This window comes from Actinocorallia aurea (assembly GCF_054783995.1).
Map to the genome: position 1 here is coordinate 129,364 of NZ_BAAGPQ010000026.1, position 16,256 is coordinate 145,619.

Consider the following 16,256-nt stretch of genomic DNA (forward strand, 5'->3'; position numbering starts at 1 on the left):
CCTGCACACCGGTGGCACCCCTGAAACCAGAGGTCACCCCGATATTAGGCCCCGCCTTCCCGCCCGCCGGGGACGCGGTCCCCGCCCCGCACCGCCCGAATGCGGCGAGGGCGGGCGGTCGGGTGGCGCGGTCAGGGGGTTGCGGGGCCCGTCTCCGCCGGCCGCGATGCGTCGGCGCCGTAGGCCGACCAGCCGCCCACGTAGAGGCGGCCCCGGCCCAGGCCGAGGTGTTCGAGGGACAGGAGGTTGTGGCAGGCGGTGACGCCCGAGCCGCAGTAGGAGACGAGGTTCTCGGCGGTGGTGACGCCGGCGTCGGCGAAGCGGGCGCGGACGGCGTCGGGGGCGAGGAGCCGGCCCGCGGCGTCGAGGTTCTCGCGGCAGGGGGCGTTGCGCGCGCCGGGCACGTGGCCCGGACGGGGGTCGACGGGATCCGCGCCGCCCTCGAAGCGGTCGCGGTTGCGGGCGTCGACCACGACGACGCCGGGGCGGGTCAGCTCGTCGGCCTCGGCGAGGAGGTCGGCCGGCCAGGGGCGCACCGAGAACTGCGCGCGAGGGCGGCTCGGCTCGTGGGTGGTGAGGTCGCCGTCGTAGGAGGCCAGGCCGCCGTCGAGGATCGCGGCGCGGCGCCCGGTGGCGCGGAGCATCCAGACGAGACGGGCCGCGATGACGCCGCCCGCGTCGTCGTAGGCGATGACCGTGTCGTCGTCGCCGATCCCGAGTGCGGCCATGGCCTCGCTGAAGACCGCGGGGTCGGGCAGCGGATGGCGCCCGCCCTCGGCGGTGGCCGGTCCGGCGAGCCACCGGTCGAGGTCGACGAACACGGCCCCCGGCAGGTGCCCGCTCTCATAGGCGGCACGCCCGGACGATCCGTCGAGGTACCAGCGGGTGTCGGCGAGGACGGCGGGTCCGGGAAGCTCGCCGAGCGCCTCGATGCCGACGAAGGGGAGAAGATTCGCGCTCATGCCCCCACTCTAGGAACATGTCCACTATATGAGCAATTCTTTCCCACATCATGGACAGCTCCTGACCTCGGCGGCTGCCGGTGAGGCACGGTGCGGACCCGTGAACTCTCACCGGGCGAGCGCCGCGAAATCCCGGCCGGGCGGTCTGCGGGCGTCGGCCTCCGACCCTGGGTGAGCGTCCGGGCACGCTGCGGGATTTGGAGCATCCACAAAATTCTTGTACTACTTACCTCGTTTCTTATCTTTCTCTCCTTTTTGAGGTATCCGTGGGGCGGCACGCGCGGGGCAAGAGGCGTCCGTCCGGAATGCGGCCGGGGAACTGGGGCGGCTGGTTGCTGGTCGGCCCGACCAGTCTCATGGCGAACTCCTTCACCTGCCGGGAACCGGTCTCGGTGATCGTGTGCGCGTGGCTCGGCTGCGGCGTCCTGATCGCCTGCTGGAGCGCCGTCCGGCAGGTGGCCATCCGCCTCAGGGGTTCCGCCTGACGCTGTGTGCGGGCGCGGTGCCGGCCTGGAAGGTCCGCAGGGTCACGGCAGAGGTCTTGATCCCTTCTGGTGCCTGACTGACGGTCGGCCGCGGGGGAACGGTGGGAGGTATGGGGACTACGGCGCTGCTGGTGATCGACATGCTCAATCCGTACCGGCATGAGGACGCCGATCGGTTGCAGGAGGGCGTGGCGGGGATCGTGGGGCCGCTTTCGGGGCTGCTGGGGAGGGCCGTCAAGGCGGAGGACGCGCTGATCGTCTATGTGAACGACAATCTCGGGGACTTCTCGGCGACGCGGGACGAACTGGTGGAGCGGGCGCTGGCGGGGGAGCGGCCGGATCTCGTGGAGCCGATCGTGCCGTCGCCGGACTGCGCTTTCCTCACCAAGGTCCGGCACAGCGCGTTCTACGGGACGGCGCTGGAGTATCTGCTGGGCCGCACCGAGGTGGACGCGGTCCTGCTGACGGGGCAGGTCACCGAGCAGTGCATCCTGTACACCGCGCTCGACGCCTACATCCGGCATCTGCCGCTGTGCGTCGTCACGGACGGGGTCGCGGCGATCGAGCCGGAGCTGGGGGACGCGGCGCTGCGGATGATGCGGCGGAACATGCGGGCGGAGCTCGTCACCGCCGGCGAGTGCTTCGCCTGACGCCTCAGGGCAGGGCGTCGAGCTTGCGCCGCAGGATGGTGCGTTCGGCCTCGCCGTAGCACAGCTTCAGCGCGTGCTCGAACTCGGTGCGGGCCTCGCCCGGGCGGTCGAGGCGGACGAGGAGTTCGCCGCGCACGGACGGCACGAGGTGGGAGTGGGGGAGGTCCGCGGCGAGGGCGTCCACGAGGGGAAGCGCGGCGGCGGGGCCTTCGGCCATGGAGACGGCGACGGCCTTGTTGAGGTCGACGATCGGGGAGGGGGCCAGGTCGGCGAGGGCCGAGTAGAGGGCGACGACGCGGGCCCAGTCGGTCTGCGCGACGGAAGGGGCGACGGCGTGGCATTCGGCGATCGCGGCCTGGAGGCCGTAGGCACCGAGGCCCCGGCCCGCCCGCTGGGCGCGGGCCAGCGCCGCCCGGCCCCGGTCGATCGCGGAGCGGTCCCAGCGGCCGCGGTCCTGGTCCTCCAGGAGGACGGGCGCGCCGTCGGGGCCGGTGCGGGCGGGGAAGCGGGCCGCGGTCAGCTCCAGGAGGGCGAGCAGGCCGTGCGCCTCCGGCTCGTCGGGGACGAGCCGGGCGAGCACGCGGGCCAGGCGCTGCGCCTCGGCCGCGAGGTCGAGCCGGATCGGGGCCCGGCCCGAGCTGGCCGCCGCGCCCTCGGTGAAGATCACGTACAGGACGTTGAGGACGGAGCCGAGGCGCGCCGCGCGCTCCTCGGCCTCCGGCACGGCGAAGGGGACCCCGGCGAGGGCCTTCTTCGCCCGGGTGATCCGCGCCTGCACGGTCGCGGCAGGGACGAGGAAGGCGCGCGCGATCTCGTCGCTGGTCAGACCGCCCACGACCCGCAGGGTGAGCGCCACCCGCGATTCCCGCGACAGCACCGGATGGCACGCGGTGAACATCAGCGCGAGGACGTCGTCGTCGATCCGGTCCGGATCCCAGAGGTCCTCGTCCGCGGGCGCACCGGGGCCGCCCCCGGTGGCGGCGCCGCCCTCGCCCAGGTCGCGGGCGAGGGCGGCGTACCGCTCGTCGAGGGCGGCACGGCGGCGGAACCCGTCGATCGCGCGCCGCCGCCCGACGGTGAGCAGCCATCCGGCAGGGTTGCGCGGCACCCCGTCGCGGGGCCAGCTCACCAGCGCCTCGGCCAGCGCCTCCTGGGCGAGGTCCTCGGCGAGGGCGAAGTCGCCGGTGTAGCGGACGAGCGCGCCGACGATCCGCGCCGACTCGATCCGCCACACCGCGGCGACGGCCTCCCGGCCGGTGGGGTCCGCCATCGTCAGAGCTGCCCGGTCTCCTCGCGCCAGGCGCGCTCCTTCTGGATCCAGACGTTGTCCTGCGGGAACTCGTCGATCGTGGGGACGCGGCGGATCTCGGTCTTGAAGCCGACGCCGGAGATCGGCGCCCGCTTCGCCCACTCGACGGCCTCCTCCTTGGATGCCACGTTGACGATCCAGTACCCGCCGAAGAGCTCGTGCGTCTCGCCGTACGGGCCGTCGGTGACGATCGGCGGCTCGGCCGAGTAGTCGACGACGACGGTCTCGGCGGCGTCCTCCAGCCCCTCGGCGGCCACCAGGACTCCGGCCCGGATCATCTCGTCGTTGAAACGGCCCATCGTCTCCAGCATCTCGCCGAAGTCGACCTCGCCCATCTTCGCGATGCCCTCGTCGGTCGCGCGCATGATCAGCATGTACTTCACGGCTTCGTCTCCTCGTTCGTCCGGGCCTCTCTTCGGACCCTTCCACCCTAGGTCGAACGGGGAACCGGCCGGATCGACACGGGTCTCGAACGAATTCCGGAATCTTTTCCGGCTCCCCGGGCCGGCTCCCGGACCGCTTCGGCGGCGAGCCCGGAGCCGCGGGCTTTGTAGGGTGGGGTCATGCGTGCGCGGCCTATCTCCCCGGGGCATCTGGTGGAGGCGGTGTGCGAGCGGATCGCGGGCCTGCCGCGCGAGGCGCGGGTGCGGGTCGCGGTGGACGGGGCCGAGGCCGCCCGCCCCGGCGAACTCGCGGACGCCCTCGTGGAGCCCCTGCGCGCGATGGGCCGGGAGGCGTTCCGGGTCTCGGCGCGCGATTTCCTGCGCCCCGCGTCCCTGCGCTTCGAGGCGGGCCGCGAGGACCCGGACGCCTTCTACGACGACTGGCTCGACACCGGCGCCCTCGACCGCGAGGTCCTCGGTCCCCTGGAGCCGGGCGGCACGGCCAAGGTCCTGCGCACCCTCTGGGACGCCGAACGCGACCGTGCCACCCGCGCCCCCTACGTCGATCTACCGGAAGGCGCCGTTCTCCTCCTCGACGGCACGCTTCTCCTGGGCCGCTGGCTCCCCTTCGACCTGACGGTGCATCTCAGCCTCTCGCCTGCCGCCCTCGCCCGGCGCACCCCCGCCGCTCTCTCCTGGACCCTCCCCGCCTACGACCGCTACCGCTCCGAGACCGACCCCCTCACCGCGGCCGACCTCGCCGTCGTCGTCGACGACCCCCGCCACCCCGCCCTGGTCACCGACCCCGGCTGAGGCCCCGCCCGGCGCGCCGGCCGGGCGGGTCACGAAGCCGCGCTCGCCGTCACGCGGCCGGCCCGTCAACAGGCCGGGACGTTTCCGGTCGCCACGTTCCGCGGCCCGCTCCCGCGTTGGTTCCGGCCGAAGGCGGACAGATCGCCCGGGAGCGGAAGTCGAACGTATGACGTGACCGCGCCGTCGTAGTCGGGCGAGGTGCAAGCGGACTTCAAGAGAACGGCAAGGACCCGCCTGCATCCTCAAGGGGCACAGGTTCGAGGGCGCGCGGGGGCGCGGCCCGCAGGACCGCACACGGGCGGCGCGCGGAGCGCCAGACGAAGGGAACGACATGACGGGCAGCAGGCACGGCGGACGCGGCGAGCACGCCGTCGTGATCGGGGGGAGCATCGCGGGGCTGCTGGCCGCGCGGGTGCTCAGCGACGAGTTCACCAAGGTGACCGTCCTGGATCGCGACGAGTTCGGCGCGAGCGGCGCGCCCCGCAAGGGCGTCCCGCAGGGCCACCACTCGCACGGCCTCCTCGCGCGCGGCCGCGAGATCCTCGAGGAGTTCTTCCCCGGATTCACCGCCGAGCTGGTCGAGCGCGGCGCGGTCCTGTGCGACGCGCAGGACGACTGCGTCTGGTACAACGACGGGCACCGGATGCTCCCCGCACCGTCCGACCTGCAGGCCCTCGCGGTCAGCCGGCCGATGCTGGAGAACCGGGTGCGCGCCCGCGTCGCCGCGCTGCCGAACGTCGAGATCCTCTCCCGCCGCGAGGTCACCGGGCTGCTGCCGGGCGAGGACGGCGTAGGCGGGGTTCGGTTCGTCCCGGTCGGTGAGAGCACGGAGACCGCGATCGCGGCCGACCTCGTGGTCAACGCCTCCGGGCGCGGCAACCGGGGCGCGGTGTGGCTGCGCGAACTCGGCCACGAGGCCCCGGCCGAGGAGCGGGTGGACTCCGGGCTGGTCTACGTGACCCGCGAGTTCCGCGGCCACCCCGGCGACGCCGCCGCCACCGCGATCCTCTGCGCGCACTCCACCGCCACGCCGCGCGGCGGCTTCGCGATCCGGGCCGAGGACGACCGCTGGCTGATCACCGTGCTCGGCATGGGCAGCGACATCCCTTCGGCCGACCCCGAGGCCTACAACCGGTTCGCCGAGCGGCTGCCGGTCCGCGAGATCTCCCGGCTGGTCTCCCAGCTGGAGCCCCTCGGCCCGCCGCGGCTCATGCGCATCCCGACCAGCGTCCGCCGCCGCTACGAGCGGCTGCGCTCGTTCCCCGAGGGCTACGCCGTCATCGGCGACGCGCTGTGTCAGTTCAACCCGTCCTACGGGCAGGGCATGACGATCGCGGCGTGCGAGGCGGTCGCGCTCCGCGACGCGCTGCGCCCCGGGCTCAGGGGCCTCGCCCGCAGGTTCTTCCCGGCCGCCTCGAAGGTCATCGACGTGCCGTGGGACATGGCCGTCGGCGCCGACCTGCGCTTCGCCCACATCGAGGGCGACCGCACCCCGAAGGTCCGCGTTCTCAACGCCTACGTCGCCCGGGTCCACGTCGCGGCCCAGCACGACGCGGCGGTCGGCAACGCGTTCCTCCAGGTGAGCAATCTGGTGAAGCCCCCGCAGAGCCTGTTCTCCCCGCGCACCCTCTTCCGCGTCCTGCGCCGCGGCTCCTCCCGCACCACCCCGCCCCGACTCGCCGAGGTGGTCCCGCTGCGCGAGACCGTGTCGGCCGACGGCGCCGCCTGATCCGGCGTCGCCCGGGGCCGCCCCCGGGCGACGCCCTCATCGGGCGGGGACGCTGCCGTCGTGGTGGTCGTAGGGCGTGCCGGTCACGCCCGCGCGGCGGGCGAGCCTGCCCGCCGAGCGCACGGCGAGCCGCTGCCACGGGTCGCCTTCCGCGGCCCGGCGCACGCTGCGGGCCTCGGCTCCGGGGAGCAGGTCGCCGATGCGCCGCGCGGAGACGTTGAGCCGCGCGGCGGCCTCGGCGAGCCGCTGCCAGGGCTGGAGCCGTATCCCGGCCAGCGGCGAGTCCCGCAGAAGGGCCCGCACCAGGGACTCGCCCACGAGTGCGGAGATCAGGCCGAAGACCGGCTCCAGCGCCCTGATCTGGAGCCTTCGCCGCAGCGGGCGGCGGCTCAGCACGTGCGCGCAGGCGGCGTTGACTGTCTCGGCGGTCCAGCGGGTAGGGCCGCCCGCCGTGCGGATCATGTGGTGGGCCAGGTGCAGCCCGTCGACGGCGCGGCGCGGGACGAGCGCGTCGGCGACGCCCAGGAGATGGGCGATGTAGGCCCAGTACAGCATGACGTCGTCGAGGTCCTCGGTGGCCATCCGCCTGCCGCGGGAGTGGTCGAACAGCACGGGGAACAGGCCGAACGTGACCGCCGCGCCCATCGTCATGGCGTTGGAGATCGGGTCGCCGTGCCCGCCGAAGTGCTCCCGGCCCCGGACGCGGCGCAGCGCGAGCCGCGCCTGGGCGTGCATGAGCCGCACCCGGACGACGTCCTTGAAGACCGGCGAGTGGCGGCCCGCTCCGCCGGGCCGGGTCACCTGGTGGAACCAGGCCGCGGTCTCGAACTCCCGGCGCCGGAAGTCGGCGAGGAACCTGCGGGTCTGGCCCGTCGCGGAGGAGACCTCGGCGCCGACGAACGTGCCCATGGCGTCGCTGAAGAGCATGGTGAGCTTGCCGGCCAGCGAGGCGTTGATCCACAGGCGGCGACCCCGCTCGTACCGGGCCGCGTCGAACCAGTCCGGCGGGGCGTCGAGGTGGGCGAACAGCGCGACGAGTTCGGGCGGGGCGTCGGCGACCGCGTCGATCCCCTCGTCCAGGGCCTGCTCCAGCATGCGCCGGCCGCGGGCCATGCCGATCTCGGCGAAGGCCCCGACGACGGCGTCCATCAGCTCGTCGCCCTGCCAGCGGTGGTCGTCGAACAGCGCGGTGAGCGGCGTCGGCTCGGGGGAGGGGCCCAGCGGGATCCAGGGGGAGAACATCCGGCGGTGCTGCGGGGTCATCCAGAGCGCGGACGGCCGGGCCGCCTCGGGGCGGGGGCGCAGCGCACCGCCCGGCCGGTGGTGGTCGAAGGGGTGCTCGGTCGGCATCGGCGCTCCGGGGGGCGGGAGAAACGGCGGTCAGCGGGTGAGGCGGTAGTCGCGGGGGTTCAGGAAGCGGGTCCGGCGGCGGTAGGACGTCATGGAGCCGGGCCAGTTGTTGGTGTTGCGCCGGGTCGGGTCGAGGTACCAGCTGTCGCAGCCGCCCGCGTTCCACACGGTCCCGGCGAGCCGCCCCTGGGTCTCGGCGTCGAAGGCGTCCAGGACGTCCTCGCGCGCCTCCATCGTGTGGACGCCGTCGCGCAGCAGCTCGGCGGCCTGGACGATGTAGGCGATCTGGCTCTCCAGCATGTGCACGATCGAGCCAGATCCCACGTTGGTGTTCGGCCCGTACATGAGGAAGAAGTTGGGGAAGCCAGGGACGGCCAGGCCCAGGTGCGCCCGCGCCCCCGACTTCCACACCGCGGTCAGCTCCCGGCCGTGCAGGCCGGTGATGCGCATGGGGGCCACGAAGTCCTGCGCGCGGAACCCTGTGGCGAGGATGACGGCGTCCGCGGTGTGCCGCCGCCCGTCGGCGGTGCGCAGGCCGCCGGGTTCGATCGCGGTGATCGGCGAGTCGACGACGTGCACGTGCGGCCGGTTGAGCGCGGCGTAGTACTCGCTGGAGGTGAGGATGCGCTTGCACCCCGGCTCGTACGTCGGGGTGAGGCGGCGGCGCAGGTCGCGGTCGGCGACGGACCGCAGCGCGAACAGGCAGAGGGCGCGGATGTGCAGGGAGAGCGCGAACCGGTGCGCGCGTGCGACGAGCGCGGGGTTGAGCAGCAGTTCGAACCAGAGGAAGATCCCGAGGCGGGAGAGCTTCTGGAGGAGCGGCAGCCTGCGGTTGAGCGCCTTGCGCGCGGCAGGGTAGACCCGGTCGGGCTTGCGGCTGATCCAGTGGCTCTCCCGCTGGAAGATCGTGATCTTCGCCGCGCTCCCGGTGAGGAGGGGGACGAACTGGATGGCGCTGGCGCCGTTGCCGACGACGGCGACACGACCGGTGAGGTCGGCGCCGTGGTCCCAGCGGGCGGAGTGGAAGAGCGCGCCGCCGAAGTCGGCCATGCCGGGGATGGGCGGGACCGCGGGATTGGAGAGCTGGCCGCAGGCGCTGATGAGGAGGTCGAACCGGGCGAGACCGCCGTCTGCGGTGTGCACCGTCCAGCGGCCGGTGTCGGCGTCGAACACCGCGTCCGTGACCTCGGCCCTGAACCGGAAGTGCCGGGCCAGCCCGTAGGAGTCGGCGCAGTCTTCCAGGTAGGCGAGGATCTCCGGCTGCTCGGCGAAGCGGCGGCTCCAGTCGGGGTTCGGCGCGAACGAGTAGGAGTACAGATGCGAAGGGGCGTCGCAGGCGGCGCCGGGATAGGTGTTGTCCCGCCATACGCCCCCGGGTCCCGCGGCGCGCTCCAGGATGGTGAGGTCGGAGAAGCCCGCGCGCTTCAGCCCGATCGCCAGGCCGATGCCGCTGAAGCCGCTGCCGACTATCCCGATGGACAGCTCATGACGTCCCATGTGGTCCCCCACGACTGAGATAGATTTACCGACACTGGTGTCGGTTGTCGCGACGTTAACACACGAAGGAGAGCAGTGACAGAGTCCTCACCCCGGACCCGGATGCGCGCGACGGAGCGCCGCGCGCTCATCACGGCCGCGGCGCTGGAGAGCTTCGCGGTCAAGGGGTACGAAGCGACCTCGCTGGGAGACATCGCCAAGGCGGCGGGCGTCTCCCGCACGGTGATGTACGACCACTTCCCGTCCAAGCGGGTGCTGCTCCTGGCGGTCCTGCACGAGGAGAACGCCAAGCTCGTCGAGTTCGTGGCCTCCCGCATCACCGCCTCGGGCTCGCCGCGCGAGCGGATGCGGGCGACCGTCGACGCGTACTTCAGCTTCGCCGAGACCAGGCCCAGATCCCGGAAAGTGCTGTTCGACCTGGTCATCCAGGACGATCCGGAGATCACCACGGTGCACCAGGGCATCCGCGAGGCCCGGCTGCGGGCGGTGGCGGGGATGCTCGCCTCGGACATGCGCGCGATCGGCGTCGACCCCGACGAGCCGGCCGTCGAGGCGATGGTCGAGTTCATCATCAGCGGGCTCGACGGGGTGTCGCGGTGGTGGGAGCGCAAGCCGGACACGCCCAGGCAGTCGCTCGTGGAGGGCGTCATGTGGCTCGTCTGGGCGGGACTGGAGCCGCGTTCCTGAGGCCGGATGCGGACGCCGTCCCTGCGCTCGCGGGCCCTTGACGGCCGCGCCGCCGCCTTCTCATAGTGGGGGACCCCGGTAACCGACACCTCTGTCGGTTACCGCCACCCCCCAGCAGAGGAGCGACCATGGAGGACAGCACCACCTCCGGCGCGGACAAGGGCGCAACCACCCCGATCGGACGGCGCGGGTTCGTCACGGGCTCGCTGGCCGCCGCAGGCGCGGCGGGGCTGGCCTTCGGGGGCCCGTCCCCGGCCGCCGCGTCGTCCCGCGGCAGCCGCGCCGCGGCCCCCGGCAAGCGCGTCGCCGTCTTCGGCGGCGGCATGGGCGGCCTGACCGTCGCCCACGAGCTGGCCGAACGCGGCTTCCAGGTGACGGTCTACGAGCGCAAGGCCTGGGGCGGCAAGTGCCGCAGCATGCCGTTCGCCGGCACCGCCACCGGAGGCCGCCAGGACCTCCCGGCCGAGCACGGGTTCCGGTTCTTCCCCGGCTTCTACCAGAACCTGCCCGAGACGATGGCCCGGGTGCCGCGGCCCGGCGGCGGCACGCTCAAGGACAACTTCGTCGACGGCAAGGAGGTCTCGGCCTACTACGGCGGCACGAAGCTGGTGCTGCCCGCGCGCGGCAGCATCCTCGGCACCCTCAGCCCGGACTCCCTGCTCACGTTCCTGAACACCGCGGTGAAGGTGATCGGCAACGTCCCGGCCGGAGAGGTCGCCTTCTTCCTGGAGAAGATGATCGTGTTCGTCACCAGCGGGCCGCAGCGGCGGCTCAAGCAGTGGGAGAACATGAGCTTCGCCGACTTCGTGAAGGTCGAGGGCAAGTCCGCCCGCTACCAGGAGCTCCTGGTGGAGATGTTCACCAGCACCCTCGTCGCCGCCAAGCCCGACAAGGCCAACGCCCACACGATGGGCCTCATGGCCGAGGCCTGGGTGTACTCCACCCTCGGCCTCGGCGGCTACGGCGCCCCCGACCGCCTCCTCAACGCCCCCACCAACGAGGCGCTCATCGACCCGTGGATGGCGCACCTGCGCACCCTCGGCGTCACCTTCCAGAGCGGCAAGACCCTCACCGAGCTGAAGGTCGCGAACGGGCAGATCTCCGGGGCCGTCCTCAACGGAAGCGAGCCCGTCGACGCCGACCACTACGTCCTCGCCGTGCCGCTGGAGCGGGCCGTGCCGCTGCTGAACAACGACATCCTCGCCGTCGACCCGGGCCTGCGCTCGCTCCAGCAGCTGACCACGGACTGGATGAACGGCATCATGATCTACCTGAAGAAGCCCGTCGACCTCGGTGAGGGCCACGTCGCCTACGCCGGGCAGCCGTGGGCGCTCACGTCGATCAGCCAGGCCCAGTTCTGGGCGAAGGACTTCGCCCGGACCTACGGCGACGGCACCGCCAAGGACTGCCTGTCCATCGACCTGTCCGCCTGGGACCGCAAAGGCATCCTCTACAACAAGACCGCCAAGGAGTGCACGCCCACCCAGATCATCGAGGAGATCCTCGCCCAGCTCCGCAAGGCCATCCCCTGGGGCGGCCTGCGCCTGACCGACTCCAACGTCCACTCCTACTTCATCGACCCGGCCATCACCGGCCTGGCCACCTCCCAGGCCGCCAACGACGAGCCCCTGCTCATCAACAGCCCCAGCTCCTGGAACTTCAGGCCCGAGTCCGCCACGAAGCTCCCGAACCTCTTCCTGGCCGCCGACTACGTCCGCGCCGGCATCAACCTCGCCACCATGGAAGGCGCCAACGAGGCGGGCCGCAAGGCCGCCAACGCCATCATCGACGCCACCTCCTCCGGCGGGGCCAAGGCCACCCTCCAGGACCTCTGGCAGCCGCCCGCGTTCGACGTCTTCTTCAACCAGGACGACGCCCGCTACGCCCAGGGCAAGCCCAACGCCTTCGACATCCTCGACCCCTACAAGCCCTGACCCGGCGGCCGCGCGCGGCCCGACCGCACCGGGCCGCGCGCGGCGGGAGGCCCCATGCCCCTGCTGGACCACTCACTGGCCGCCCTGTCCACGTCCGTCTACTTCCTCGGCCTGCACTGCCTGAAGACGACGGCGGACGACATGCCCGTCCTGCGCGGAACGCACCCGCTCCGCCTCGCCGCCGCCCTCGCCGCGGACCCCCGCTGGACGGCCGGCGCGGTGATCCTGCTGACGGGAGCCGCGGCCCAGGTCACCGCCCTCTCCGGGCTTAGCCTCGCCGCGGCCTACCCGTCGCTGCTCTCCGGCCTCGTGGTCCTGCTCGTGCTCGCCCTGGCGGTCCGGGGCGAGCGCCTGACCCCTCGGGAGTGGTGCGCGGTGCCGCTCCTGGCCGTGTCCACCGGCCTCGTCGCCCTCGCGGCCGCCCACTCCCGGGGCGACGGGGCCGGTCCCTCCACCACCGCGGTCACCGTGATCGCGATCCCGTCCCTGCTGATCCCCGCGCTCGCGGTCCCCCTCGGCGACCTCTTCCGCAAGGGCGCCCACCGCCGCCCCCTGAACGGGGTGGCCCTCGCGATCAGCGTCGGCCTCCTCACCGGTACGGCCGAGTTGATGCTCAAGGGCATGGCCGACCGGTGGACCGACCCGGGGCGGCTGGTGTCGTCACCGCAGCCCTACCTCTTCCTCGCGGCGGCCGCTCTGGCCTTGGCCCAGCTCCAGATCGCCCTGCAACGCCGCCGCCTCGCCCTCGTCGGCCTCGTCGCCACCACCACGGCCAAGGCCCACCTGCTCACCGCCGCCCTGCTGACCGCCCGCCCGGACGGGCCGGCCCGCACGACCCTGATGGTCGCAGGACTCGCCTCGGCCGCGGCGGCCATCGGCGTGATGCCCCGCCACGAGCCCGCGCCCCCGCGCCGGGCGTCGTCAAGGTCAACAAGTACATCTAGCCGGCCCCCCGCTCCCGAAGCTGTCCCCAGCCCCAAAGTAGCTGTGGGTGATGGTGACGACTGTGCGTGTCTCGCAGAAATGACCAGCTTCTGTGAGACCTGGGGTGTGGAGCTGACGCCAGGATGTCGATTCCAAAGTCAGCCGCCTCGCGGGCCCATCAGACCCTCAAAATTTGCCTGCCAATACCGGCCCGAGATCGACAAGAAATCCGTCTTCTCCGACGGCATAAATCGTGTGGATTCTTAGAATTTCTTCGGTGCCCAGATCGCGGAGCATGGAGATGATCCCGCCTTGACGGGATGTCTGCGTACCGTCCTGGAAGACGATCAGGAAATCTTGTGCGACACCCTCAGTCGTAATTTTGGTTGGGTCGACGCCTTCGACTTCGCCCGTGTTCAAGGAATCGAAGAAAACGGGCTCCAGGTCGGGCTCCTTTGGGTACTTATCAAGGATTTCCAGGTAGGGGACGTCGTCGCCGTCCAACTTCAGCAGGACCAGGCTCCGCCGGGGGGGCCGGTAGGTCGCATAGAAGGTGTAGAACGAATGTGCTTCCCTGGCCTTGGCCAGGCACCAGTTCACGGCCCCGACCAGGGATCCTCCGGTGATCTGGTACTCGTCGGACGTGCGGTCCCAGTCTCCCTCGGAATCACGTCCCCAGAAATAAGACCTGAAGGACTCGATGCGGATGATGTCTGTCAATTTATCCACCCGTCCGTCGTCGCGCTCGAGCTAAACCGCGAGGGCCGCTCATGCCCCGGATTCGGGGCATGAGCGGCGCTGTCGTTATTCTAGGGCGCCTTTGCGTAGGCGCACTTGGGCTTGACAGTCTTAATACTGGTCCTCTGGGGGCTCGTGATCTGGAAGGTGCTGGACCCGTAATACGTGCCCGCAGCCGTGACCTTCTTGCTGAGCGGAGTGTAGAACGTCTTGGGACCGCCGTTCACCGGAACCTGCTGGCTCTGCTTGGAGCGGGCGACCGTAGTTGCCGGACCGGCCGCACAGTTTCCCTTGGAGCCGCCATAGACATAGGACAGGTTGCCAGTCACATAAACGCTGACGCTCGTTCGTCCCCAGCCGGTGCACGTCACGCGGTTCTTGTAGATGACGCCCTTGTACAGCTTGGACCAGTGCGGGCTCTCCACGGTCATCGTGCACTTCACAGCGTATGTCCCGCGGCCGGCATCGACGGACTCGGAGACCTCGGAGTCTTCGCCGGTGACGGGGTCGAGTACCTCGCCGTCCTCCTCCTCGGTGGGGGGAGTAGCCGAGTAGTCGCTGAGGTCGTACATGAAGTAGCCGCGTGTGGAGACCTGGAGGTGCACGGTGCCGCTGCTGCGGTTGTAGAACGTGACGTAGCCGTCGTCGTCGGCGATGGTCGTATCGAATCCGCTCGTCGACTCCTCAGCGTCCCAGTTGACGCTGGACAGTCCGGGGTCTTCTTCCCCTGCTGAAGAAACGGACAGCCATCCCTTTGCGGTGCCGCGCCGCACATTGATGTTCAGAGCGACGGCGGCGACTGCCGGGGCGATGACCGAGGACTCGATGGCCTTGAAGGTGATCGAGGCGTAGGGCTCTATCGCAGCGGTGTTTCCGCCCCCTGTGCCGATCCCCGCCAGGGTGTCGAGCATCAGGGGGGTGTTCTTCGCAGGCCGGTAGGTGGCGGCGTCACCGGTGTTCGCCCACGTGAAGTATCCGCGGACGGTCACAGACACGTGGACGGTGCCGGCGCTGTTGTTCTCGATGGTGAGCTTGCCGGTGCCCGACATCTGGGCGATGGTGAAGACGCTGTTGGTCTCGTCGGTGTTGAACGCCAGGACGCTCGAGCTTGCGGGGGCGTCGGAGGGGTGCAGTCCGAGGGTGCCGTCAGCGGTCTGTCCGGTCGCCAGGACGTTGAGCGCCACCGCGCCGGCCTCGGCGGCGGTCGAGGGGATGCCGACCCGGCCGTGAACGTCGAAGGTGAGTGCGCTGTTGGCCGCGATCGGTGTCGTGCGGCTCGGGACTCCGGTGCCGAAGCGAGTGTCGAAGACCGTGTCGGTCGGGAGCGGCTGGTAGGCGGTCTTGCCGCCGGCGGCCTGGGGGATGTCCCAGTACTGGCCGGCGCTGCCGTTGCAGTCCCAGATCTGCAGGAGGGTGCCGTTAACGGTGCCGTTGGCAGCGGCGTCGAAGCAGCGGCCGGAGCCGGGGTTGACGATGGTGCCGTCGCCGTAGTGGGGGACCCACTGCTGGGCGGGGCTGCCGTTGCAGGTGTAGAGCTGCAGCTTGGTGCCGTTGTTGAAGTCACCGGCGGTGATGTCGATGCACTTGCCGAAGATGCGCAGGGTGCCATCGGCGGCCAGGGTGATCTGCTGGGCGCCGTGGCCGGGGATGCAGTCGTACAGCTGGATGGCCGTGCCGTCCGCGGAGCTGTTCCCTGCGGCGTCGGCGCAGCGGCCGCCGTTGCGGCTGACGATCGTCCCTGTGACGACGCCGTCGGCGAAGTAGCCGTCCGTCGTCACCGAGACGGTGATCGGGCTGTTGCTGTGGTTGGCGATGTAGACCTTGCCCGACGCGCCGAGCCGGGTGTAGTCGGCGTTCGTCACAGGCTCGCCCGGATAGAAGCTCAGCGTCGAGAGGTTGGGCGCTGCCTGGTCGGTCGGGTAGACCTCGAGCCAGCCGAACTCGGTGATGTTGCGAACCGTGTAGGCCAGAGAGGCGGCGCTGACACCGGAAGCCGGGATCCCACCCTGCCCCAGGACCGGGACCTCGATCTTGCCGTTGGCGGGAACGGTCGTGTTCCCCAGAACTGGCGTCTCCCACAGCGGAGTGAACTGCCCCGTCGGGTTCTCGGCTGCTTCCGCTGGTGATGGAGAGATCGTCTCCACTGCGACGAAAGTGGCCACTGCGGTGATCGCAGCGACCACCAGCGCAAGCGTGCGCTGAAGGTATGGCACCTGACTACTCCACTGGACGGGTCTCGGCCGTCGTCAACGACCGGGAGAGGAGAACGATCGTGCTTTCAGGTGCGATCTCTCGTAAAGAAGACTTCACGGAACGTGCATGACTGAAACAGCAAACGAACGAATTGAACGTTGCAAATCGTACATGTGGGACTTAATAGGGACAATACGACCCCTTTATGTAACTATAAGGAAACGATAAGGTAAAGTTCGGATATCACTCACCTCGCACCCACCAGCCCTCTTTCGCACCAGTGTGCTGACCACGAACCGCAATCGCGATCACGCGCTTGGCTACTTTGGGTCTGGGGACAGCTTCGGGAGCGGAGGGCCTAGCCCAAGCGCGACATCTTCGGGGTCTTCACCGACCAGGCGCGCAACCAGATCGCGGACCGCAACGCGCTGGCCAACGAGACCGGCATGAAGCCGAACATGATCAAGAGCTTCTTCGGCTGGGGCGGCCTGCCCGACGCGAACTGGGCCCGCACCATCTGGAACGCCGGCGCCTTCCCGCAGGGCGCTCGCGCAGAACATCAAGAACGCGAACGTGCCGATCGTCTTCAGCCCGTTCCACGA

Annotated in this window: 14 protein-coding genes; 7 read left to right on the forward strand and 7 right to left on the reverse strand. The window is 70.9% G+C overall.

Annotated features, from left to right (window positions below; translation table 11 throughout):
• Positions 1-131: 131 nt before the first annotated feature.
• Positions 132-962: a sulfurtransferase gene (locus ACYVOM_RS29375; protein ID WP_460306783.1), complete on the reverse strand. Its 831-nt coding sequence runs from the start codon at positions 960-962 to the stop codon at positions 132-134.
• Positions 963-1,267: 305 nt separating this feature from the next.
• Between ACYVOM_RS29375 and ACYVOM_RS29380 the strand changes: the two genes are divergently transcribed.
• On the forward strand, positions 1,268-1,447 hold the full coding sequence (locus ACYVOM_RS29380; protein WP_460306784.1) for a hypothetical protein: 180 nt from the start codon (positions 1,268-1,270) through the stop codon (positions 1,445-1,447).
• Between the two features lie 110 nt (positions 1,448-1,557).
• Positions 1,558-2,097, forward strand: coding sequence for a cysteine hydrolase family protein (locus ACYVOM_RS29385; RefSeq protein ID WP_460306785.1), 540 nt, complete (start codon positions 1,558-1,560; stop codon positions 2,095-2,097).
• Between the two features lie 4 nt (positions 2,098-2,101).
• Here the strand turns inward: ACYVOM_RS29385 and ACYVOM_RS29390 are convergent, their stop codons facing one another.
• Complete coding sequence (locus tag ACYVOM_RS29390) at positions 2,102-3,367, reverse strand: RNA polymerase sigma factor (protein ID WP_460306786.1); 1,266 nt, start codon at positions 3,365-3,367, stop codon at positions 2,102-2,104.
• A gap of 2 nt (positions 3,368-3,369) precedes the next feature.
• Positions 3,370-3,789 (reverse strand): YciI family protein, encoded by a 420-nt coding sequence (locus ACYVOM_RS29395; RefSeq protein ID WP_460306787.1) that lies wholly within the window; start codon positions 3,787-3,789, stop codon positions 3,370-3,372.
• 180 nt (positions 3,790-3,969) lie between these two features.
• Between ACYVOM_RS29395 and ACYVOM_RS29400 the strand changes: the two genes are divergently transcribed.
• Both ACYVOM_RS29400 and ACYVOM_RS29405 read left to right on the forward strand, forming a co-directional pair.
• A complete protein-coding gene (locus ACYVOM_RS29400) occupies positions 3,970-4,602 on the forward strand; it encodes a nucleoside/nucleotide kinase family protein (protein WP_460306788.1) in 633 nt (210 codons plus the stop codon).
• Positions 4,603-4,933: 331 nt separating this feature from the next.
• Positions 4,934-6,331 (forward strand): NAD(P)/FAD-dependent oxidoreductase, encoded by a 1,398-nt coding sequence (locus tag ACYVOM_RS29405; protein ID WP_460306789.1) that lies wholly within the window; start codon positions 4,934-4,936, stop codon positions 6,329-6,331.
• A 36-nt stretch (positions 6,332-6,367) separates the two neighbouring features.
• On the opposite strand, the gene ACYVOM_RS29410 is transcribed toward ACYVOM_RS29405, so the two are convergent.
• A complete protein-coding gene (locus tag ACYVOM_RS29410) occupies positions 6,368-7,681 on the reverse strand; it encodes an oxygenase MpaB family protein (RefSeq protein WP_460306790.1) in 1,314 nt (437 codons plus the stop codon).
• Between the two features lie 30 nt (positions 7,682-7,711).
• Positions 7,712-9,178, reverse strand: a complete 1,467-nt coding sequence (locus tag ACYVOM_RS29415) for a flavin-containing monooxygenase (RefSeq protein WP_460306791.1) — start codon at positions 9,176-9,178, stop codon at positions 7,712-7,714.
• Between the two features lie 75 nt (positions 9,179-9,253).
• Between ACYVOM_RS29415 and ACYVOM_RS29420 the strand changes: the two genes are divergently transcribed.
• The 3 genes from ACYVOM_RS29420 (at position 9,254) to ACYVOM_RS29430 (ending at position 12,990) form a co-directional block, all read left to right on the forward strand.
• Entirely contained in the window at positions 9,254-9,865 is a 612-nt protein-coding gene (locus ACYVOM_RS29420; protein WP_460306792.1) for a TetR/AcrR family transcriptional regulator, read from the forward strand.
• Between the two features lie 128 nt (positions 9,866-9,993).
• A complete protein-coding gene (locus ACYVOM_RS29425; RefSeq protein ID WP_460306793.1) occupies positions 9,994-11,799 on the forward strand; it encodes a hydroxysqualene dehydroxylase in 1,806 nt (601 codons plus the stop codon).
• Positions 11,800-11,853: 54 nt separating this feature from the next.
• A complete protein-coding gene (locus ACYVOM_RS29430; protein WP_460306794.1) occupies positions 11,854-12,990 on the forward strand; it encodes a hypothetical protein in 1,137 nt (378 codons plus the stop codon).
• Here ACYVOM_RS29430 and ACYVOM_RS29435 read toward each other — a convergent pair.
• Together ACYVOM_RS29435 and ACYVOM_RS29440 are read right to left on the reverse strand one after the other, a co-directional pair.
• The gene (locus tag ACYVOM_RS29435) at positions 12,910-13,443 is read right to left on the reverse strand and encodes a hypothetical protein (RefSeq protein WP_460306795.1); all 534 of its coding nucleotides are present in this window, start codon (positions 13,441-13,443) and stop codon (positions 12,910-12,912) included. The two genes, ACYVOM_RS29430 and ACYVOM_RS29435, sit on opposite strands and share 81 nt — an antisense overlap.
• Before the next feature lie 89 nt (positions 13,444-13,532).
• Positions 13,533-15,644 carry a ricin-type beta-trefoil lectin domain protein gene (locus tag ACYVOM_RS29440; RefSeq protein WP_460306796.1) on the reverse strand — a complete coding sequence of 704 codons (2,112 nt, stop codon included), beginning with the start codon at positions 15,642-15,644 and terminating at the stop codon, positions 13,533-13,535.
• Positions 15,645-16,256 lie beyond the last annotated feature (612 nt).